At 73.0% G+C, this 20,032-nt stretch carries 17 protein-coding genes; 7 read left to right on the forward strand and 10 right to left on the reverse strand.

Annotated elements, in window-relative coordinates; all coding sequences use genetic code 11:
- Positions 1-44: 44 nt before the first annotated feature.
- From CLV28_RS02015 to CLV28_RS02025, 3 genes are all read right to left on the reverse strand, one after another.
- Entirely contained in the window at positions 45-356 is a 312-nt protein-coding gene (locus CLV28_RS02015) for a hypothetical protein (protein WP_100421616.1), read from the reverse strand.
- Positions 357-445: 89 nt separating this feature from the next.
- Positions 446-745 carry a hypothetical protein gene (locus tag CLV28_RS02020; RefSeq protein ID WP_100421617.1) on the reverse strand — a complete coding sequence of 100 codons (300 nt, stop codon included), beginning with the start codon at positions 743-745 and terminating at the stop codon, positions 446-448.
- A gap of 155 nt (positions 746-900) precedes the next feature.
- On the reverse strand, positions 901-1,770 hold the full coding sequence (locus CLV28_RS02025) for an SURF1 family protein (RefSeq protein WP_239073144.1): 870 nt from the start codon (positions 1,768-1,770) through the stop codon (positions 901-903).
- A 163-nt stretch (positions 1,771-1,933) separates the two neighbouring features.
- Between CLV28_RS02025 and CLV28_RS02030 the strand changes: the two genes are divergently transcribed.
- From CLV28_RS02030 to CLV28_RS02040, 3 genes are all read left to right on the forward strand, one after another.
- Complete coding sequence (locus CLV28_RS02030) at positions 1,934-4,414, forward strand: phosphoketolase family protein (protein WP_100421618.1); 2,481 nt, start codon at positions 1,934-1,936, stop codon at positions 4,412-4,414.
- Between the two features lie 63 nt (positions 4,415-4,477).
- The gene (gene pta / locus CLV28_RS02035; protein WP_100421619.1) at positions 4,478-6,598 is read left to right on the forward strand and encodes a phosphate acetyltransferase; all 2,121 of its coding nucleotides are present in this window, start codon (positions 4,478-4,480) and stop codon (positions 6,596-6,598) included.
- Positions 6,595-7,827, forward strand: coding sequence for an acetate kinase (locus tag CLV28_RS02040; protein ID WP_100421620.1), 1,233 nt, complete (start codon positions 6,595-6,597; stop codon positions 7,825-7,827). Before pta ends, CLV28_RS02040 begins: the two co-directional genes overlap by 4 nt.
- Before the next feature lie 4 nt (positions 7,828-7,831).
- On the opposite strand, the gene CLV28_RS02045 is transcribed toward CLV28_RS02040, so the two are convergent.
- The 4 genes from CLV28_RS02045 to CLV28_RS02060 all read right to left on the reverse strand — a co-directional run bounded on the left by CLV28_RS02045 (position 7,832) and on the right by CLV28_RS02060 (position 12,120).
- The gene (locus tag CLV28_RS02045; RefSeq protein WP_100421621.1) at positions 7,832-8,701 is read right to left on the reverse strand and encodes a carbonic anhydrase; all 870 of its coding nucleotides are present in this window, start codon (positions 8,699-8,701) and stop codon (positions 7,832-7,834) included.
- Positions 8,702-8,803: 102 nt separating this feature from the next.
- The gene (locus CLV28_RS02050; RefSeq protein ID WP_100421622.1) at positions 8,804-10,435 is read right to left on the reverse strand and encodes an aldehyde dehydrogenase family protein; all 1,632 of its coding nucleotides are present in this window, start codon (positions 10,433-10,435) and stop codon (positions 8,804-8,806) included.
- 139 nt (positions 10,436-10,574) lie between these two features.
- The gene (locus CLV28_RS02055; RefSeq protein WP_239073145.1) at positions 10,575-10,994 is read right to left on the reverse strand and encodes a GNAT family acetyltransferase; all 420 of its coding nucleotides are present in this window, start codon (positions 10,992-10,994) and stop codon (positions 10,575-10,577) included.
- Between the two features lies 1 nt (position 10,995).
- The gene (locus CLV28_RS02060) at positions 10,996-12,120 is read right to left on the reverse strand and encodes a GuaB3 family IMP dehydrogenase-related protein (protein WP_100421624.1); all 1,125 of its coding nucleotides are present in this window, start codon (positions 12,118-12,120) and stop codon (positions 10,996-10,998) included.
- A gap of 110 nt (positions 12,121-12,230) precedes the next feature.
- Here CLV28_RS02060 and CLV28_RS02065 point away from each other — a divergent pair, with 110 nt between their 5' ends.
- Both CLV28_RS02065 and CLV28_RS02070 read left to right on the forward strand, forming a co-directional pair.
- Positions 12,231-12,962 carry an exonuclease domain-containing protein gene (locus CLV28_RS02065; RefSeq protein ID WP_100421625.1) on the forward strand — a complete coding sequence of 244 codons (732 nt, stop codon included), beginning with the start codon at positions 12,231-12,233 and terminating at the stop codon, positions 12,960-12,962.
- Between the two features lie 187 nt (positions 12,963-13,149).
- Positions 13,150-14,688, forward strand: coding sequence for a helix-turn-helix domain-containing protein (locus tag CLV28_RS02070; RefSeq protein ID WP_100421626.1), 1,539 nt, complete (start codon positions 13,150-13,152; stop codon positions 14,686-14,688).
- 104 nt (positions 14,689-14,792) lie between these two features.
- Here CLV28_RS02070 and guaB read toward each other — a convergent pair whose 3' ends face one another.
- Positions 14,793-16,322: an IMP dehydrogenase gene (gene guaB, locus CLV28_RS02075; RefSeq protein WP_239073146.1), complete on the reverse strand. Its 1,530-nt coding sequence runs from the start codon at positions 16,320-16,322 to the stop codon at positions 14,793-14,795.
- A 41-nt stretch (positions 16,323-16,363) separates the two neighbouring features.
- Positions 16,364-17,473 (reverse strand): MerR family transcriptional regulator, encoded by a 1,110-nt coding sequence (locus CLV28_RS02080; RefSeq protein WP_100421628.1) that lies wholly within the window; start codon positions 17,471-17,473, stop codon positions 16,364-16,366.
- Between the two features lie 194 nt (positions 17,474-17,667).
- On the opposite strand from CLV28_RS02080, the gene CLV28_RS02085 reads away from it, so the two are divergent.
- Positions 17,668-17,958: a WhiB family transcriptional regulator gene (locus CLV28_RS02085; protein ID WP_100421629.1), complete on the forward strand. Its 291-nt coding sequence runs from the start codon at positions 17,668-17,670 to the stop codon at positions 17,956-17,958.
- A gap of 320 nt (positions 17,959-18,278) precedes the next feature.
- Here the strand turns inward: CLV28_RS02085 and groES are convergent, their stop codons facing one another.
- A complete protein-coding gene (groES, locus tag CLV28_RS02090; RefSeq protein ID WP_100421630.1) occupies positions 18,279-18,575 on the reverse strand; it encodes a co-chaperone GroES in 297 nt (98 codons plus the stop codon).
- 202 nt (positions 18,576-18,777) lie between these two features.
- Here groES and CLV28_RS02095 point away from each other — a divergent pair, with 202 nt between their 5' ends.
- The gene (locus CLV28_RS02095; protein ID WP_100421631.1) at positions 18,778-20,016 is read left to right on the forward strand and encodes a class I SAM-dependent methyltransferase; all 1,239 of its coding nucleotides are present in this window, start codon (positions 18,778-18,780) and stop codon (positions 20,014-20,016) included.
- Positions 20,017-20,032 lie beyond the last annotated feature (16 nt).

The raw sequence follows: 20,032 nt of genomic DNA on the forward strand, positions 1-20,032 counted from the left end.
GCGCGAGCCGCCGTGCCCGGACGCCGGGTTCGGCGAGCGAGACGTCAGGAGATCCGGCAGTCGATCGACACGCTCGGCACGGAACCCGTGGCGACCGTGCTCGCGGAGTAGTTCGCGACGCGCCCCGTCCGGATGCTGACCACCGCGCCGTTGTTCGAGGTGGTCTGCTTCGTGACGCCGTTGACCGTGAGCGACACCTGCCACAGGGCCGAGGCCGTCACGACCGCGTAGCGGCCGTTCGGGCAGGAGAAGGACTTGCTGCCGGTCGAGCCCGCGCTCGCGGCGGTCGCCGGCACGACGGCGAGGCCGATCGCGACGACGCCGGCGGCGAGGGGGGCGAGGATCTTGCGCTTCATGGTGGTTCCTCTCGGTGGTGCAGTCCCGCGTCCGTCGTCGGGCGCGGTGGTTCGTGGGTGTGGCCGTTCGGGTGCAGCAGCAGGGGAGGTCAGCGCGGAAGGCACCGGAAGCTGACGGCCACGGAGCTGTCGGTCGAGCGGGCGCTGTACGTCGCGACTCCGTCGTATGCGTAGAGGGTCACGGCGGCGCCCTGCGCGGAACGCTGCGATGCCGAGTACCCGTCGACCGTGAGGCTGACCTGGGTTGGCGCGCTCGCCGTGACCGCCACGATGCGTGAACCGCAGCTGAAGGTGCCGTTCTTGACCGCGGCGCTCGCCGCGCCGGCGGGAACGACCACCATGCCGAGCGCGATCAGCGCGGCAGCGGCAGGTGCGAGGTGCTTCTTCATGTCGACTCCCCTTCGTCGGCGGACGTCGGTGTCCGCTGCAGGGCACCAGCGCCCTGCAGGAAAAGGATGGAGTCAGAACTTATCGATGCGCGAGGGGTGTCCCACGTCGTGAGACTTGTCCGCTTTCAACCCTTAGCGCAGTACGACCGGTCGGCTCAGGCGTCGACGCCCTCGGGATCGATCGCGTCAGGGTCGAGCTCGCTGATCCCCTTGCGTCCGGACGCCTCGTCCCGCACGAGCCGCACCCACAGGAGCAGCGCGAACCCGCCGAACACGAACCACTCGATCGCGTAGAACGCGTTCTGCAGGTTGAGCCCCTCGCTCCCCGACAGCGTCGGGCGCGGCAGCAGCGCGGGACCGCCCGCGGCCGCGTCGGGCTGCGCCGGGTCGGACTCCGCGAGCACCACGTAGCCCGAGTAGATCGGCGGACCCCACTGGTTCGCGAGCGCCGCGGTCGAGATCGCGTCGGTCTGCCCCGCGGGCAGCCCGCCCTGGTCGGTCGCCTCGCCCACCTGGAGGTACCCGGTGACCCGCACGGTGCCGGACGGCGGCACGAGCGCCGCGTCGTCGAGCGCGGCCGTGTCCGGGACCCAGCCGCGGACGACGGGCACCACCGGCGGCCCCGAGAGGTCGGCCCACGACGCGCCGCCGGTTCCGTCGTCCGACACCCGGAGCGGACTGAGCACGAGGTAGCCCGCGACGCCGTCGAGCACGCGGTCGACCACGAGCAGCTGGCCGTCGGGCTCGTAGGTGCCCTCGACCCAGGTCTTGCGGCCCACGAGGTCGCCGGGGAATCCCTGCTGGGGCGGCAGGAGCGTGCCGAGCCCCGCGGTCTCCTGGTCGAGCCGTTCGGCCTCGGCCTGCTTCTCGGCGAGCTGCCCGCGCTCGTGCGCGCGGTCGATCTGCCACATCCCGAGCCAGCCGCACACCGCGGCCGCGGCGAGGAACAGCACGAGCAGTCCGACCATGCGCGGCGTGCGCGCGACCTGCCAGAAGGAGCGGCGCGGGGTGTCGGGCTCGGTCACGGACCTACCGTAGCCGCCGCCCGGCACGGCTCCGGCACCGCGGGCCGGTCGACTGCGTCACGTCTCCGGGGTGCTGGTTCGTCACACGGCCGCGCGCTCCCAGGCGGGAGGCAGGCGTCTGCGGTTGGATGGAGTCACCACACCGAGCACCTGGGAGCGTGAGATGAGCACGACCACGACCACCCCCACCTCGACCGCCTGGCGCGCCGGATCGGGCGACGTCAGCACCGAGACGCTGGAGACGATCGACCGGTGGTGGCGCACCGCCAACTACCTGTCGGTCGGCCAGATCTACCTGCTCGCGAACCCGCTGCTGCGCGAGCCCCTGACGATCGAGGACGTCAAGCCGAGGCTGCTGGGCCACTGGGGCACCACGCCGGGCCTGACGTTCCTGTACGCGCACCTGAACCGCGCGATCGCGGAGCGCGAGCAGTCGACCATCTACGTGACCGGTCCTGGCCACGGCGGCCCCGGACTCGTGGCGTCCGCCTACCTCGACGGCACGTACTCCGAGGTCTACCCCGACATCACGCAGGACGCCGAGGGCGTGCGCCGGCTGTTCCGCCAGTTCTCGTTCCCGGGCGGCATCCCGTCGCACGTCGCGCCCGAGACCCCCGGGTCGATCCACGAGGGCGGCGAGCTCGGCTACGCGCTCTCGCACGCGTACGGCGCGGCGTTCGACAACCCCGACCTCCTGGTCGCGGCGGTCGTGGGCGACGGCGAGGCCGAGACCGGCCCCCTGGCCACGAGCTGGCACTCGAACAAGTTCGTCAACCCGGCCCAGGACGGCGTCGTGCTGCCGATCCTGCACCTCAACGGCTACAAGATCGCCAACCCGACCGTGCTCGCCCGGATCAGCGACGACGAGCTCGTCGCGCTGATGCGCGGGTACGGGCACGAGCCGCACGTGTTCGTCGCCGGGTTCGACGACGAGCCGCACGTCGAGGTCCACCGCCGGTTCGCGACGATGCTCGACGACGTCCTCGACGAGATCTCGGCGATCAAGGCGCGCGCTGCCGAGGGCGACCTGACCCGCCCGATGTGGCCCATGATCGTGTTCCGCACACCCAAGGGATGGACCGGGCCGGACACGATCGACGGGAAGAAGACCACGGGCTCGTGGCGCGCCCACCAGGTGCCGCTCGCCAACGCGCGCGACACCCCCGAGCACCTCGAGGTGCTGGGCGACTGGCTCGCGTCGTACAAGCCCGAGGAGCTGTTCGACGAGGACGGCAGGGTCGCGGACGACGTCCGTGGCCTCGCGCCCGCCGGCGGCCTGCGCATGAGCGACAACCCGCACGCCAACGGCGGCCTGCTGCTCAAGGACCTGCGGCTGCCCGACTTCCGCGACTACGCGGTCGACGTGCCCGTGCCGGGCGGCTCGATCAGCGAGGCGCCGAAGGTGCTCGGCCAGTGGCTCACGGACGTGATCCGCCAGAACCCGGACAACTTCAGGATCTTCGGACCGGACGAGACCGCGTCGAACCGCCTGCAGGCCGTGTTCGAGACCACCGACAAGCAGTGGAACGCGCAGTTCGAGGGCCCCGAGGTCGACGAGCACCTCGCACGGGCCGGCCGCGTCATGGAGATGCTCTCGGAGCACCAGTGCCAGGGCTGGCTCGAGGGGTACCTGCTCACGGGGCGCCACGGGCTGTTCAACTGCTACGAGGCGTTCATCCACATCATCGACTCGATGTTCAACCAGCACGCCAAGTGGCTCAAGGTCACCGACGAGATCCCGTGGCGGCGCCCCATCGCGAGCCTCAACTACCTGCTCTCGTCGCACGTGTGGCGCCAGGACCACAACGGGTTCAGCCACCAGGACCCGGGCTTCATCGACCACGTGGTCAACAAGAAGGCAGAGATCGTCCGCGTCTACCTGCCGCCGGACGCCAACACGCTCCTGTCGACGTACGACCACTGCCTGCGCAGCAAGCAGTACGTCAACGTCGTCGTGACGGGCAAGCAGCCGGCGCCGAACTTCCTGACCATGGACCAGGCCGTCGCGCACTGCACGCGCGGCCTGGGCATCTGGGACTGGGCCGGCACCGAGGTCGAGGGCGAGGAGCCCGACGTCGTGCTCGGCTGCGCGGGCGACGTCCCCACGCTCGAGGTCCTCGCCGCGGCCGACATCCTGCGCCGCGAGGTCCCCGACCTCAAGGTGCGGGTCGTGAACGTCGTCGACCTCATGCGGCTGCAGGACGAGAAGGAGCACCCGCACGGGCTCTCCGACAAGGACTTCGACACGGTGTTCACCCCGGACAAGCCCGTGATCTTCGCGTACCACGGCTACCCGTGGCTCATCCACCGCCTCACCTACCGCCGCACCGGCCACGCGAACATCCACGTGCGCGGGTACAAGGAGGAGGGCACCACGACGACGCCGTTCGACATGGTCATGCTCAACGACCTCGACCGGTTCCACCTGGTGATCGATACGATCGACCGGGTGCCGTCGCTGCGGACCCGTTACGCGGGCCTGCGCCAGCGCATGGTCGACGCCCGGCTCGAGGCCCGCCAGTACACGCGCACGCACGGCGAGGACATCCCCGCGGTGCGCGACTGGGTCTGGCCCGACGCGGGCGATTCGGGCCTCGCGCAGGACCTCGACGCGGCGGCCTCCACCGGGGGCGACAACGAGTGACCCGCACCGCGTGACCCCGGTCCGCGGACCGGGGTCACGCACCATCTCGACGAAGGACGACGAATGAGCGAGCCGGCTCGCAGCGTGTACATCACGAGCCCCGAGGGAGAGACGGGCAAGTCCACCGTCGCGCTCGGCCTCCTCGACCTCCTCGCGCGCCGTGCGCGCAACGTGGGCGTGTTCCGCCCCGTCGCGCGCACGACCTCGCGGGTCGAGGGCGAGGAGCACGACTACGTGCTCGAGCTCCTGCTCGCGCACGACGGCGTGGACCTGACCTACGAGGAGTGCGTCGGGGTCACGTACGACGAGATCCACGCCGACCCCGAGGCCGCGCTCGCGACGATCGTCGCGCGCTATCACGACGTCGCCGCGAAGTGCGAGGCCGTGGTCGTGCTCGGCACCGACTACACCGACGTCGCGGGCCCGACCGAGCTCGCGTACAACGCGCGCATCGCGGCGAACCTCGGCGCTCCCGTGCTGCTCGTGGTCTCCGGGCGGGACCGCACCGCGGCGGACGTGCGCCAGCTCGTCGACGTCTCGGTCGCCGAGCTCGTCGCGAACCACGCCCAGCTCGTGGGCGTCATCGCGAACCGGTGCGTCCCGACCTCCCTCGAGGACGTGCGCGCCGCCCTCGCGGACGGCACCACCGCGCGTCCGGACCTGCCCGCGTGGGCGATCCCCGACGAGCCGTTCCTCACGGCGCCCACGGTCGAGGCCATGATGAAGGCCGTCAACGGTCGCCTGTCGTTCGGCGACCGTGACCTGCTCAAGCGCGAGGTGCTCGACGTGCTCGTCGGCGCCATGAACCTCGAGCACCTGCTCGAACGCCTCACGGACGGCGCGCTCGTGATCACGCCGGGCGACCGCGCCGAGCTGCTCATCGGCCTCATCGCCGCGCACTCCGCGCCCGGGTTCCCGTCGCTCGCCGGGATCATCCTCAACGGCGGCTTCTACCCGCCACCCACGAGCGCCGACCTCGTGGCCGACCTCGACCCCCGACTGCCCGTGATCCGCACCGACATGGGCACGTTCCGCACCGCGAGCGCCGCGGCGGGCGTGCGCGGGCGGGTCACCAAGGACTCGCAGCGCAAGATCGACACCGCGCTCGCGCTGTTCGAGCAGAACGTCGACGGCGAGGCGCTGCTGAGCACGCTCGCGCTGCCGCGCCCGACGGCGGTCACGCCGCTCATGTTCGAGTACGAGCTGCTCTCGCGCGCCCGGGCGGACCGCAAGCGCATCGTGCTGCCCGAGGGCTCGGACGACCGGATCCTGCGGGCCGCGTCCACGCTGCTGGGCCGGCAGGTCGCGGACCTCACGATCCTGGGCGACGAGAAGGAGGTGCGGGCGCGCGCGATCGAGCTGGGCCTCAACCTCGAGGCCGCGAGCGTGCTGTCGCCGCACGACCCGGGGTACGTCGACCGGTTCGCCCAGGAGTACACGCGACTGCGGGCGCACAAGGGCATGACGGTCGAGCGCGCGCGCGAGATCGTCACGGACGTGTCGTACTTCGGCACGATGATGGTGCACCTCGGCCTCGCGGACGGGATGGTCTCGGGGGCCGCGCACACGACCGCGCACACGATCCGCCCGTCGTTCGAGATCATCAAGACGGTCCCGGGCGTCTCGGTCGTGTCGTCGGTGTTCCTCATGTGCCTGCAGGACCGCGTCCTGGTGTACGGCGACTGCGCGGTCAACCCGGACCCGACCGCGACGCAGCTCGCCGACATCGCGATCTCGTCGGCGCGCACGGCCTCGCAGTTCGGGGTCGAGCAGCGCATCGCGATGCTCAGCTACTCGACGGGCGAGTCGGGCACGGGCGTCGACGTCGACAAGGTCCGCGAGGCGACGTCGCTCGTGCGCGAGCGCGCCGGAGACCTGTTCGTCGAGGGGCCGATCCAGTACGACGCCGCGGTCGACGCGAGCGTCGCGGCGTCGAAGATGCCGGGGTCGGACGTCGCCGGCAAGGCGACGGTGTTCGTGTTCCCCGACCTCAACACGGGCAACAACACCTACAAGGCGGTGCAGCGCTCGGCGGGCGCGGTCGCGATCGGACCGGTCCTGCAGGGCCTCAACAAGCCGGTCAACGACCTGTCGCGCGGCGCGCTCGTGCAGGACATCGTCAACACGGTCGCGATCACCGCGATCCAGGCGCAGACCACCTCGACGGACGGAGACCCCGCATGAGCACCCCGACCTCCCCCGGACGCAGCGTGCGCGGCACGCACGGCTCGGTGCTCGTGCTGAACTCCGGGTCGTCGTCGCTCAAGTACCAGCTCGTGCACCCGGTGGGCGGCGAGGCGATCGCGTCGGGCCTGGTCGAGCGGATCGGCGAGTCCGGCAACGGTCGGGTCAAGCACACGTTCGCGGGCAACACGACGGTGCGCGAGGTCCCGATCGCCGACCACGGGGAGGCGTTGCGCCTCGCGCTGGGCATCTTCGACGAGATCGGTCCGTCGCTCGACGACGCGCACGTGCAAGCCGTCGGGCACCGGGTCGTGCACGGCGGCGCGGTCTTCTCGGCCCCGGTCGTGGTCGACGACGCGGTGGTGCGCCAGGTCCGCGACCTGGCGCCGCTCGCGCCGTTGCACAACCCGGCCAACGCGACGGGCATCGAGGTCGCGCGCGAGCTCATGCCCGACGTCCCGCACGTCGCGGTGTTCGACACCGCGTTCTTCGCGACCCTGCCCGAGGCCGCGTCGACGTACGCGATCGACCAGGAGGTCGCGCGCGAGCACGGGGTGCGCCGGTACGGGTTCCACGGCACGTCGCACCACTACGTCTCGGGCAAGGTCTCGCGCGTGCTGGGCCGCCCGCTCGAGAGCATCAACCAGATCGTGCTGCACCTCGGCAACGGTGCCTCGGCGTCGGCCGTGCGCGGTGGCGTCGCGGTCGAGACCTCGATGGGCCTGACACCGCTCGAGGGGCTCGTGATGGGCACGCGCACGGGCGACATCGACCCGGCGGTCGTGTTCCACCTGGTGCGCAACGCGGGCATGAGCGTCGACGAGGTCGACGACCTGTTCAACAAGCGCTCCGGCATCAAGGGGATCTCGGGCGAGAACGACTTCCGTGAGCTGCACCGGCTGATCGAGGAGGGCGACGCGTCGGCGCGCCTCGCGCTCGACGTGTACGTGCACCGGCTGCGCAAGTACGTGGGCGCGTACGCCGCGGTGCTCGGCCGCGTCGACGTCATCTCGTTCACCGCGGGCGTCGGGGAGAACGACGACGTGGTCCGCGCGGCCGTCCTCGCCGACCTCGAGGGCATGGGCTTCGCGGTCGACCCGGAGCGCAACGCCGCCCGCTCGCGCGAGCCGCGCACGATCTCGCCCGACTGGGCGCGCACGCTCGTGATGGTCGTGCCCACGAACGAGGAGCTCGCGATCGCGCGTCAGGCGGTCGAGGCGACCGCCTGACGGGTCACTCGTGCAGCACGACCTCCCGGTCGCCGAGCGGCTGGGTGGGGCGTGCGTTGTCGTCGAACGCGGCGTCGAGCGCGGCGATCTGCTCGGCCGAGAGCTCGAGGGGCGCGTCGGCGACGACCCAGGTCACGGTCTCGCTGCACGGCGGCGTGGTCAGGCTGCCGGGGTACTGCCGGTACGCGCTCACGTCGGGCGCGATACCGGCCCAGTCGACGGGCACCTCGACGCTCCTGCCCGCCGGGAGGTCGGCCGCGCTCAGGTAGGGGGCCCAGGCCACGTCCTCGACGCCCTCGGTCGCCAGGACGCCGACGACGAGCAGCCCGCCGTCGTCCGCGGCGTGGACGAAGTGCATCTCGGCCGCTGCCGGCTCGCCGTCGACCGTGTGCTCCGACGGCGCGTGGAAGTGCATCTGCACGAGGTCGTGCGCGACCCCGTCGAGGGTCGCGGTCGACCCGCCCTCCCCGACCTCGGCCTTGAGCGTGTGCCCGTCGTCCGTCACGGTGGCGGACGACGCGGTGTACGCGAGCTCGAGCGCCGCGGTCGCGCCCGCGGCGGCCCCGGCGGAGAGGTCCACGGGTGACTGCGCGTCGCCCGCGCAGGCCGCGTACGAGGCGTCGAGCTCGGCCCAGGCCTCGGGGCCCGTGTCGCCCGTGTAGCTCCAGCCGTCACTGTTCTGGCCCGAGTCGTGCCCGTCCGACTCGTTCCCGTCCGACTCATGCCCGTCCGAGGCGTACCCGTCCGAGCCCTGCCCGGACGGCTCGACGTGCGCGGACCCGGCCGAGGGCACCGGGTCGCTCTCCCCGCCGCTGCACGCGGTCAGGAGCAGCACCCCGATCCCGCCGATCGTTCCCAGCATCTGGTTGCGCATGGCGCACCTCCGTCTCCTGCGGGCGGTGGCTCCTCCCGCTGACCGGTCACAGTACGGACATCGGAGACATGCAGGGCGTTATGGTCTTTATGGTCACGCCGGTCAGGCGATGCGCAGCGCCCGCGCGACGCGCAACCCCACGGCCACGAGGTCGGCGCGCAGCGCCGCGTCGAGGCCGTCGCCCTCGAGCACCCCGCGCACCGCGCTCCCGCCACGACGCACCACGACGGTCGACGGCACGGTCACGGCCTCGACCCCCGCACGCCCGAGCAGGCGCCCGGTCCCTGCCCCGGCGCCCGCGGCGACCTCGACGGACGCGGGCGCACCGGCCGCCCCGCTCGCCGCGACCGTCACGGTCGGGGCGTCCACGTGCACGGCGATGCGCCGCGCCCGGGCGACGTCCCCCGCGACCACGGACACGCGCGCGGGCGGCACCACGGCGTCCCGGCCGAGCAGCGCGACCGCGGCCGCGTCGTCCGGCACGCGGTCGACCACGACGACGGGGCCGTCCGTGACCTCCAGGCGCACGCGCGCGTCCGGGGCCACGCGGTCCAGCACGGTCGGGGCGTAGGCCAAAGGTGCGACGTCGAGCCGGTGCACGGCGCCGGCGAGCACCCGCGCTCCCCCGCCGATCGCGTCCTCGACCTGGGCGACCACCCGGGTGAGGTCCTGCTCGGTCGGCAGCGACCCGACGTCCGCGGTGTAGTCGAGACCCGTGCCCTGCCGCAGGCCGCGCACGTCCTCGCCGAACGCGGCGAGGAACGCGTCGGCGACGTCCTCGTGCACGACGATCCGCTCGACCCGGCCGCCCGGGCCGGCAGCACCCGTGAAGCACGCGCGCACCGCGACGCGCGCGGCCGCCGACGGGTCGGCGTCCGCCGCGACGTACATCGAGTTCTGGGTGTCGGGCAGCGCGGTCACGCCGGACCACCGCCGCGCGGCGTCGGCCGCGAGCTCGCGCGCGTCGGCGTCGGCGCCGCGCACCACGAGGTGGTCGACCGCCGCCGCGAGGGCCGCCACGACGTGCTCGTCGCCCGCGACGACCTGCACGAGCCCGGACGGGAGCCCCGCCTCCTCGAGCAACGTCACGAGCCACAGCGCCGAGAGCGTGCACTGCGGGTCGGGTCGCAGCACCACCCCGTTGCCCGCGACGAGCGCGGGCGCGAGGGCGTCCACGAGCTGGGCCAGCGGCGCCGTGCGCCCCGTGAGGACGCCGACGACGCCCGCCGGGCGGCGTCGCGTGCGCGAGCTCGCGAGCACCGCGCTCGCGCGGCGCGTGCGCAGGTAGCGCGTGCCGCGCAGCCCGTAGTGCCGCACCACGCCGACCGCGTGCGCGACCTCGTCGACCGCGGCCGCGCGCGCGACGCCGCACTCCATCTGCAGCAGGTCGAGCACGGTCGACTGGCGTTCGAGCAGCAGGTCGGACCCCCGCAGGAGCACCGCGGTGCGCTCGCGCGCGCCGCGCGCGGCCCAGGCCCGGTGCGCCCCGCGCACGTGCGCGACGGCCGCGCGCGCGTCGTCGGCCGACGACAGCGGGAACGTCGCGAGCGGCGCGCCCGTGAAGGCGAGCGTGCTCGTGCGGGTGCCAGAGTCCTGCCCGCTCGCGAGGCGCCGCAGCCAGGGGGCGACGACGCACGGCTCGAGCGCGAACGCCGCGGCCGGGTCGTCGGGGTCGAGAGGTCCGGCCGCCCCCGGCGTCGTGCGGTCCCCCTGCAGAGCGTCCTCGCTGGTCATGGGGCTCAGGCTACCGGTGACCACCCACGCCGCGGACGGCGCATGGCCCGGTGGGTGGACGACCGGGCGGACCTGCAGACGTCGCACGGCGTCACGGACCAGAGGCGTCACGTGCCAGACGTGTCACGCACACGACGCGTCACGCGGGCGCGAGGTCCTTCCCGAGCACGACGCACTCCTGGTCGGCATAGCCGAGGGCCGCGTAGAAGCCCAGCACGCGCGCGTTGGTGTCGCGCACCATGAGCCGGGCCTTGCGCACGCCCTGCGCGGCGAGCCACCGCTCGCTCGCCTCGACCGCGGCACGGCCGAGACCCTGGCCCTGCACGGTCGGGTCCACCGCGACGTAGTACATCCAGCCGCGGTGGCCGTCGTGGCCGCACATGACCGACGCGACGACGCCGTCGCCGCCCCGGGCGACGAGCACGGTCGAGGTCGACGTCGCGCGTGCCCGCGCGACGTCGGCGTGCGGGTCGTTCCAGGGCCGGGTCAGGCCGCAGGTCTGCCACAGGGCGACGACGTGCGCGACGTCCTCGTCCGTGATCTCGACGAACGTGACCACGTCAGCGCGGCTGGTAGGGCGAGACCACGACCTCGACACGCTGGAACTCCTTGAGGTCCGAGTAGCCGGTGGTCGCCATGGCGCGACGCAGCGCGCCGACCATGTTGAGGGTGCCGTCGGCCTGGCGACCAGGACCGAACAGGACCTCCTCGAGCGTGCCCGCGGTGCCCACGTGCACGCGCTCGCCGCGCGGGAGCTGCGGGTGGTGCGCCTCGGGGCCCCAGTGCCAGCCCCGGCCGGGCGCCTCCTCGGCGCGGGCGAGGGCGGCGCCGATCATGACGGCGTCGGCACCGCACGCGACGGCCTTGACGAGGTCGCCCGAGCGCCCGACGCCACCGTCGGCGATCACGTGCACGTAGCGGCCGCCCGACTCGTCGAGGTAGTCGCGGCGGGCCGCGGCGACGTCCGCGACGGCCGAGGCCATGGGCGCGTGGATGCCGAGCGAGACACGCGTCGTGTGCGCCGCGCCACCCCCGAACCCGACGAGCACGCCCGCCGCGCCCGTGCGCATGAGGTGCAGCGCCGCGGTGTACGTCGACGCGCCGCCCACGATCACGGGCACGTCGAGCTCGTAGATGAAGCGCTTGAGGTTGAGCGGCTCGGCGTTGCCCGAGACGTGCTCGGCCGAGACGGTCGTGCCACGGATGACGAACAGGTCGACGCCCGCGTCGATCACGGTCTGGTAGTGCTCCTGCGTGCGCTGCGGCGACAGCGCGCCCGCGACGGTCACGCCAGCGGCGCGGATCTCCTTGAGGCGCGCGGTGATGAGGTCGGCCTTGATCGGCTCGGCGTAGACCTCCTGCATGCGGCGGGTCGCGGCCTCGGGCTCGAGCGCCGCGATCTCCGCGAGGATCGGCTCGGGCGACTCGTAGCGCGTCCACAGGCCCTCGAGGTCGAGCACGCCGAGCCCGCCCAGACGCCCGAACTGCACCGCGGTCGCGGGGCTCATGACCGAGTCCATGGGGGCCGAGATGATCGGCAGCTCGAAGTGGTACGCGTCGATCTGCCACCCGACCGAGACGTCCTTCGGGTCGCGCGTGCGCCTCGAGGGCACCACCGCGATGTCGTCGAAGGAGTATGCGCGGCGTCCGCGCTTGCCACGGCCGATCTCGATCTCGTTGCTCACGGGGCCAGCCTACCGGGGGCGGCCGACGCCCGTGTCGGTGGCTCCTGGTTGTCTCGGGCACGACGGAACCGCGGCGCCAGGGCCGCACGTCGCACGAGAGGAAGTGCACCATGGGCTGGACGGACGGACCGCTGATCGGCTTCGACACCGAGACCACGGGCGTGGACGTGACCTCCGACCGCATCGTGACCGCGGCGCTCGTGCACCGCGACCCCGCGGGCGGCACGGTCGCCCGCACGTGGCTCCTCGACCCGGGCGTCGAGATCCCCGCCGAGGCTGCCGCGATCCACGGAATCACGACCGAGCACGCCCGCGCGCACGGCCGCCCGCCGGCCGACGCCCTCGACGAGATCGCCGCCGAGCTCGCGACCGCCGCGGCGCGCGGCGTGCCGGTCGTGGCCTACAACGCGGCGTTCGACCTCACGCTCCTGGACGCCGAGCTCGTCCGGCACGGCCTGCGCACGCTCCCCGAGCGCCTCGGGCACCCCGTGCGCCCCGTGGTCGACCCGCTCGTGCTCGACCGCGCGCTCGACCGCTACCGCAAGGGCAAGCGCCGCCTCGGCGACCTGTGCGAGCACTACGGCGTCCAGGCGGGCGCCGAGGGCTTGCACACCGCGGACGTCGACGTGGTCGCGACGCTCGACGTGCTCGCCGCGATCGTCGCGGTGCATGACGACGTCACCGCGCTCGACCTCGCCGCGCTGCACTCGTTCCAGATCGACGCGCACGAGACGTGGGCGCGCAGCTTCAACGCGTGGCGCGAGCGCGAGGGGCTCCCGGGACCCGGCGCGTCGCTCGAGTGGCCCACGACGTCGCGCGAGACGGTCACCCTCGGCCGCTGACGCGGGACCTAGGACGCGGGACGCGGGACCTAGGACGCGGGACGCGGGACGCAGGACGCGTGGACGACAGTTCAGGGTCCGCACTTATCTCACGGGACGAATGTCGGATCGTGCACGTCCCGTGAAGATGTCCAAGTTCGTCCCCGGTTGCCGTTGCGAGAACTCATCCATGAGTTAGCGTCCTCGCATGACGATTCTCGACGACGCTCCCCAGCACCTCGCGCAGGTCGGCACGCTGATCCGCAGCGCGCGCCAGAACCAGGGGCTGACGCAGAGCCAGCTCGCGGAGCGCCTCGGCACGAGCCAGAGCGCGGTGCACCGCATCGAGCAGGGCGCGCAGAACATCAGCCTCGACATGGTCACCCGGATCAGCGAGGCGCTGTCCGCCGAGCTCATCACGCTCGGCGGCCCCAAGCACTCGCACCTGCGGGTCACCGGCGGCCGCAAGCTCTCGGGCAGCATCCGGGTCAACTCGTCCAAGAACGCGGCCGTCGCGCTGCTGTGCGCGTCGCTGCTCAACCGGGGCCGCACGACCCTGCGCGACGTCGCGCGCATCGTCGAGGTCGACCGCATCGTCGCGGTGCTCACGAGCATCGGCGTGCAGGCGACCTGGTCGCCCAACGGCCGTGACCTCGAGATCGTGCGGCCCGACCGCCTCGACCTCGCCGCGATCGACGCCGACGCCGCGCGCCGCACCCGGTCGATCATCATGTTCCTCGGCCCCCTGCTGGGCCTCGAGGACGAGTTCGCGCTCCCCTACGCGGGCGGCTGCGACCTCGGCACCCGCACGGTCGAGCCCCACATGATCGCCCTGCGGCCGTTCGGCCTGCACGTGAGCGCCGCCTCCGGGTTCTACGACGCCCGGGTCGCGAGCTCGAGCGGCGACCTGACCGTCGTGCTCACCGAGCGCGGCGACACCGTGACCGAGAACGCGATCATGGCCGCGGCCCGGCACGACGGCGTCACGACCATCCGCAACGCCAGCCCGAACTACATGGTCCAGGACCTCTGCTTCTACCTCGAGCTCCTGGGCGTGCGCATCGAGGGCATCGGCACCACGACGCTGCGCGTGCACGGCGTGACCGAGATCGACGCCGACGTCGAGTACGCCGTCTCGGAGGACCCGGTCGAGGCCATGAGCCTCCTGACCGCGGGCATCGTGACCGGCTCGGAGATCACGGTCGAGCGCGCCCCGATCGAGTTCCTCGAGATCGAGCTCACGACGCTCACCGAGATGGGCCTGCGGTACACGCTGTCCGAGGAGTACGTCGCGCGCAACCGTCGCACGCGCCTCGTCGACATCACCGTCCACCCGAGCGAGCTCGTCGCGCCGCTCGGCACGATCCACCCCATGCCGTTCCCCGGCCTCAACATCGACAACCTGCCGTTCTTCACCGTCATCGCGGCGTGCGCGACGGGCAGCACGCTGATCCACGACTGGGTCTACGACGGCCGGGCGATCCACCTGACCGACCTGACCCGCCTCGGCGCGAACGTGCGCCTGCTCGACGCGCACCGGCTCGACGTGACCGGGCCCACGCACTGGTCGGGCGCCGAGATCAGCTGCCCGCCGGCCCTGCGCCCCGCGGTCGTGATCCTGCTCGCGATGCTCGCCGCGAAGGGCACCTCGGTGCTGCGCAACGTCGACATCATCGCGCGCGGCTACGAGCAGCTCGCCGACCGCCTGATCGAGCTCGGCGCGCAGATCGAGACGTTCCGCGACTGACGCCGGCTGCCCGCGCACGACGAAGCCCGGCCCTCGGACGAGGGCCGGGCTTCGTCGTCCGACGCCGTGCGCGGGGCGAGCCGGGAGTGCGGCCCCGCGCCCGGTCAGCGACCCGTGTAGTTGGGCGCCTCGACGGTCATCTGGATGTCGTGCGGGTGCGACTCCTTGAGCCCGGCCGAGGTGATGCGCACGAACCGGCCGCGCTCCTGGAGCTCGGGGATCGTGTGCGCGCCGACGTAGAACATCGACTGCGCGAGCCCGCCGATGAGCTGGTGCGCGACAGCGCCGAGCGGGCCGCGGTAGGGCACCTGACCCTCGATGCCCTCGGGCACGATCTTGTCGTCGCTCGCGACGTCCGCCTGGAAGTAGCGGTCCTTGGAGTAGGACTTCTTGCCGCGCGAGGCCATGGCCCCGAGCGAGCCCATGCCGCGGTAGTGCTTGTACTGCTTGCCGTTGACGAACACGAGCTGCCCGGGCGACTCGTCGCAGCCCGCGAGGAGCGAGCCGAGCATCACGGTGTCGGCGCCCGCGACGAGCGCCTTGGCGATGTCGCCCGAGTACTGCAGGCCGCCGTCGCCGATGACCGGCACCCCGGCGGGCTTGCACGCGAGCGACGCCTCGTAGATCGCGGTGACCTGCGGGACGCCCACGCCCGCGACGACGCGCGTGGTGCAGATCGAGCCGGGACCGACGCCGACCTTGACCGCGTCGGCGCCCGCGTCGACGAGCGCCTGGGCGCCCGCGCGCGTGGCGACGTTGCCGCCGATGACCTGCACGCCGGAGAAGAACGGGTCGGCCTTGAGCTTGCGGATCATGTCGAGCATGAGGCGCGCGTGGCCGTTTGCGGTGTCGACGACGAGCACGTCGACGCCGGCCTCGCCGAGCGCGGTCGCGCGGTCCCAGGCGTCGCCGAAGAATCCGATGGCGGCGCCGACGCGCAGGCGACCCTCGCCGTCCTTGGTCGCGAGGGGGTACTGCTCGGTCTTGACGAAGTCCTTGACCGTGATGAGGCCGCTCAGGCGCCCGGCGTCGTCCACGAGCGGGAGCTTCTCGATCTTGTGCTTGGCGAGCAGCGCCTGGGCGTCGTCGCGCGAGATGCCCACGGGTGCGGTCACGAGCGGCATGCGCGTCATGACCTCGTGCACGCGCAGCGTGTCGAAGTCCTTGTGGTTCACGAACCGCAGGTCGCGGTTGGTGATGATGCCGACGAGCACGTCGCCGTCCACGACGGGCAGGCCCGAGACCCGGTACTGGCCGCACAGGCGGTCGAGCTCGGTGAGCGTCGCGTCGGGGCCGACCGTCACGGGGTCGGTGATCATGCCCGACTCGGACCGCTTGACGCGGTCGACGTGGTGGGCCTGGTCCTCGATCGACAGGTTGCGGTGGATGATCCCGATGCCGCCCTGACGGGCCATGGCGATCGCCATGCGCGCTTCGGTCACGGTGTCCATCGCAGCGGACGAGAGCGGGACGGCGACGTCGATCTCGCGCGTGAGGCGCGACGTCGTGTCGGTCTCGCTGGGGATGACGTCGGTCTCGTTCGGCAGCAGCAGGACGTCGTCGTACGTCAGACCCGTGAAGCCGAACGGGTCGTGGGCGGGCACGGGGCTGGGGGTGGTGAGCGCGTCGGTCACCACCCAATCCTACGTCTCGTGCCGGTGGGTACGGTCCGGGTCTAGCGGACGGTCGCGAGCACCTCGTGCAGCAGGCCCGTGAACGTGCGCACGCGCAGCACCGTGGGGGCGAGCGGGATCTCGGCGGTCGCCTCGTCGTGCGACATGCCGACGAAGATCGGCAGGTCCGGGTTGGCCTCGTGCACGGCGTCGACCACGTCGAGGCGCGGCATCTCGAGCGAGGTCACGGCGACCATCGCGGCGGGCCGCACCATCGTCACGATCTCGAGCGAGCGGTGCGTGTTGGCGGGGCCGGTCACGATCTTCGCGGTCGCGTCGTGGGCCGCGAGCGCCGCGGCGAGGGCGTGCGCGGCGAGCGGGAGCCGTTCCTCGGGGGCGACGAAGATCAGCACGATCTTGCGCATGCGGCTGGGGTGGTTGGCGGGCGGGCCGCCCGCGGCGACGACGGCGTCCTCCCGCTCGCGCGTGTGGCGGCGCAGCGCGTGCAGGGTCGCGTTGGCGAGCAGGACGACGGGGTCCTCACCCGGGCCGGCGAGCACGGTGCGCTCGCCCAGGCGACGGAAGGCGGGCTCGACGAGCGAGGGCCACCAGGTGCCCGGGTCGTCGTCGGGGCCGAGGTGCAGCAGGCGGTCGCACGCGGCCTGGTCGTAGGCGATGGCCGCGTCGACGACGTCGGAGACCCCGCCGCCGGACGAGGACGCGAGCCGGACGGGGTCGCGGCGGGCGGCCCCGCCGGGCTGGGCCCCGCCCTGGACGGCGCGCAGCATCGGTCGGACGGCGGGGGGTGCGGGCTCGGCGTCGGGCTCGGGCCCGTCGTCGGCGTCGTCCGCGCCCACGCGCTCGAGCTCGGCCCACGGGTCGACCTCGCTCACGTCGGCCTCGAGCGCCGCCCCGGCGGCGTCGACGGGCGCGACGCCCTCGAGCGTGAGGCCGCGCATGACGAGGAGCCGGGCGACGTCGTCGCCCGTGTAGCGGCGGTGCGAGCCCGCGGTGTGCGCCGACGGGCCGAGCCCGTACCGGCGGTCCCACGTGCGCAGGGTGGCCGGGGCGACGCCGAGGCGGCGGGCCACGGCGGCCACGGTGAGGGCGGGCCCGCGCGGCGCAGGGTCCACGGGTCCGCTGTTCTCGGGCGTGGACCGGGGAGGCGTCATGGGTCGATTGTGCCGACCGTCACCGGCACATGCCACCCCGTCCACCATGTGCGAGCAGGTCACGGGCCGTGTATGTCCGCGGGCGATCCACGCCTCCCGGAGGGCTGGCGCGATTGGGATCGATTCACCGTCGCGTGAACTTTGTCACCCGAAACCCCTTGAACAACTTCTGCAACGCTTGTAGGTTGTGCGTCATGACGGAGATCTCGAGGTTGCCCGGTCCGGTGATGGAGCTGTGGGAGTGGCAGTACCAGGGTTCGTGCAGGGACGTCGACGACACCCTGTTCTTCCACCCGGAGGGCGAGCGCGGCTCGACCCGCCGCCGCCGCGCGGAGGCCGCGAAGGCGATCTGCCACTCGTGCCCCGTGATGATGGAGTGCCGCGAGCAGTCGCTGCGCGTGCGCGAGCCCTACGGCGTGTGGGGCGGCCTCTCGGAGGACGAGCGCAGCGCGATCCTCGCGCAGCAGGCCGGCAAGGCCGTCTGAGCGTCTCCCCAACCGGCCTGACCTGGCCGGTGCAGGACCGGGGTCGGACGGCGGCACCGCCTGAGCGGCACCCCGCCTGAACAACCTCGTGACCCACCCTGAACAACTCGCTCCAGCCTGCACCAGGTCGTCAGCGACAGCACGACCCTCCAGACGCAACGGGGGCTGCGTCCGTCAGAGGTACCCGTTGGTCCGACGCACGCGCGGCGCGGCCCGGTCAGCCGGCGAGGTGATCGCCGCTCGACCGCCCGCGCGCACGCCGGACGACGAAGGCCCCCCGACCTCACGGTCGGGGGGCCTTCGTGCTGCGCGGGAGCTTGTCAGCTCACGACGACGGCGAGCACGTCGCGCGCCGAGAGGACCAGGTACTCCTGGCCGTCGTACTTGACCTCGGTGCCGCCGTACTTGCTGTAGATGACCTTGTCGCCCACGGCGACGTCCACGGGGACGCGGTTGCCGTTGTCGTCGACACGGCCCGGGCCCACGGCCAGGACCTCGCCCTCCTGGGGCTTCTCCTTGGCGGTGTCCGGGATGACGAGACCAGATGCGGTCGTGGTCTCGGCCTCGAGGGCCTTCACGACGATCCGGTCCTCGAGCGGCTTGATGGAGACCGACACGTCGGGACTCCCCTTTCGCTGTGAGAACTACGCACGGATGGGTGGCGCACTCCTTGCGTCCGGCCGTCGTCGCGGGTGCCGACCGGTCACGGTGTGTGCTCGGGACAAATCTAGGTCCGCGTTAGCACTCGGTCAACACGAGTGCCAGCCGTTCGCCCCGGGCGCAGGCCGCGCGCGCACCCGGCGTGCAAGGATTCGAGGCATGGACGCCGCGGCACTCACCAAGCTCCTGACCCCGGCAGGCTGGGAGCTCCTCAACGCGCTGCCCCCGTACGACCCCGCGCAGGCCATGTCCCTCGCGGCCGGGCTGCGCGCGCAGGGCGTCGACCCCGAGCTGGCCGCCGCGGCCATGACGCAGTCGCGGCTGCGGGCCGCCGCGCGCGGCAAGCTCGGCGAGTTCGCCGACCGCATGCTCTTCACCCAGGACGGGCTCGAGCAGGCGACGCGCCTCGTGGTCGCGGCCCGGCACGCGCAGCGGTACGTCGACGCGGGCGTCACGCGCGTCGCCGACCTCACGTGCGGGATCGGCGCCGACGCGACCGGGTTCGCGGGCCTCGGCCTCGCGGTCCTGGCGACCGACGTCGACGAGGCGACCGCCGCGATCGCGACCGTGAACCTCATGCCGTTCCCCGAGGCCGTCGTGCGGCACGCCGACGGGCTCGCGCTCGACCTCGCGGCCGAGGGGGTCGACGGCGTGTACGCCGACCCGGCCCGCCGCCAGGGCGGGCGTCGCGTGTTCGACCCGCGCGCCTACGCTCCCCCGCTCGACGACGTGTGGGCGCTGCGCGACGTCGTCCCGGCTGTCGGGATCAAGGTCGGGCCCGGGATCCCGCACGCCGGGCTCCCGGCCGACGCCGAGACCCAGTGGGTCTCGGTCGACGGCGACGTGGTCGAGGCCGGGATCTGGTTCGGCCCGCTCGCCCCCGACGGCCCGGGCCGCTCGGCCCTCGTGCTGCGGACGACCACGGCCGCGGACGGCGCCCCGCGCACCTCGGCCCGGACGCTGCGCCAGGCGGCGGGCGACCCCGAGCCCGAGCCCGAGGTCGGCCCGCTCGGGCGGTACCTGTACGAGCCCGACGGCGCGGTCATCCGCGCGGGGCTCGTCGCGCACGCCGCGGCCGAGCTCGGCGGGCGGCTCGTGGACCCGACCATCGCGTACGTCACGACGGACTCGCCGGCGCCCGAGGGTGCGGGCGGCCTCGCGGCAGGCCTCGCCACGGGCTACCGCGTGCTCGACGTCATGCCGTTCGGGCTCAAGCGGCTGCGCACCGCGCTGCGCGAGCGCGGGGTGGGGCGGCTGACGATCAAGAAGCGCGGCACCGCCGTCGTCCCCGAGCAGCTGCGCAAGCAGCTGGACCTGCGGGGAACCGCCGAGGCGACGATCATTCTCACCAGGATCGCCGGCGCGCAGCACGTCGTCGTCGTCGACCCGGTGCGCTGAGGGCCCACCACCACCG

The sequence above is a fragment of the Sediminihabitans luteus genome (genome assembly GCF_002797595.1).
Taxonomy (GTDB): Bacteria; Actinomycetota; Actinomycetes; order Actinomycetales; family Cellulomonadaceae; genus Paraoerskovia; species Paraoerskovia lutea.

Bases quoted from the DNA above. Each gene is read 5' to 3' on its own strand.
- CLV28_RS02070 (WP_100421626.1), top strand. From the start codon at position 13,150: ATGACGATTCTCGACGACGCTCCCCAGCACCTCGCGCAGGTCGGCACG.
- pta (WP_100421619.1), top strand. From the start codon at position 4,478: ATGAGCGAGCCGGCTCGCAGCGTGTACATCACGAGCCCCGAGGGAGAG.
- CLV28_RS02030 (WP_100421618.1), top strand. From the start codon at position 1,934: ATGAGCACGACCACGACCACCCCCACCTCGACCGCCTGGCGCGCCGGA.
- CLV28_RS02015 (WP_100421616.1), bottom strand. From the start codon at position 356: ATGAAGCGCAAGATCCTCGCCCCCCTCGCCGCCGGCGTCGTCGCGATC.
- CLV28_RS02040 (WP_100421620.1), top strand. From the start codon at position 6,595: ATGAGCACCCCGACCTCCCCCGGACGCAGCGTGCGCGGCACGCACGGC.
- CLV28_RS02050 (WP_100421622.1), bottom strand. From the start codon at position 10,435: ATGACCAGCGAGGACGCTCTGCAGGGGGACCGCACGACGCCGGGGGCG.
- CLV28_RS02020 (WP_100421617.1), bottom strand. From the start codon at position 745: ATGAAGAAGCACCTCGCACCTGCCGCTGCCGCGCTGATCGCGCTCGGC.
- CLV28_RS02065 (WP_100421625.1), top strand. From the start codon at position 12,231: ATGGGCTGGACGGACGGACCGCTGATCGGCTTCGACACCGAGACCACG.
- CLV28_RS02085 (WP_100421629.1), top strand. From the start codon at position 17,668: ATGACGGAGATCTCGAGGTTGCCCGGTCCGGTGATGGAGCTGTGGGAG.
- CLV28_RS02080 (WP_100421628.1), bottom strand. From the start codon at position 17,473: ATGACGCCTCCCCGGTCCACGCCCGAGAACAGCGGACCCGTGGACCCT.
- CLV28_RS02045 (WP_100421621.1), bottom strand. From the start codon at position 8,701: ATGCGCAACCAGATGCTGGGAACGATCGGCGGGATCGGGGTGCTGCTC.
- CLV28_RS02095 (WP_100421631.1), top strand. From the start codon at position 18,778: ATGGACGCCGCGGCACTCACCAAGCTCCTGACCCCGGCAGGCTGGGAG.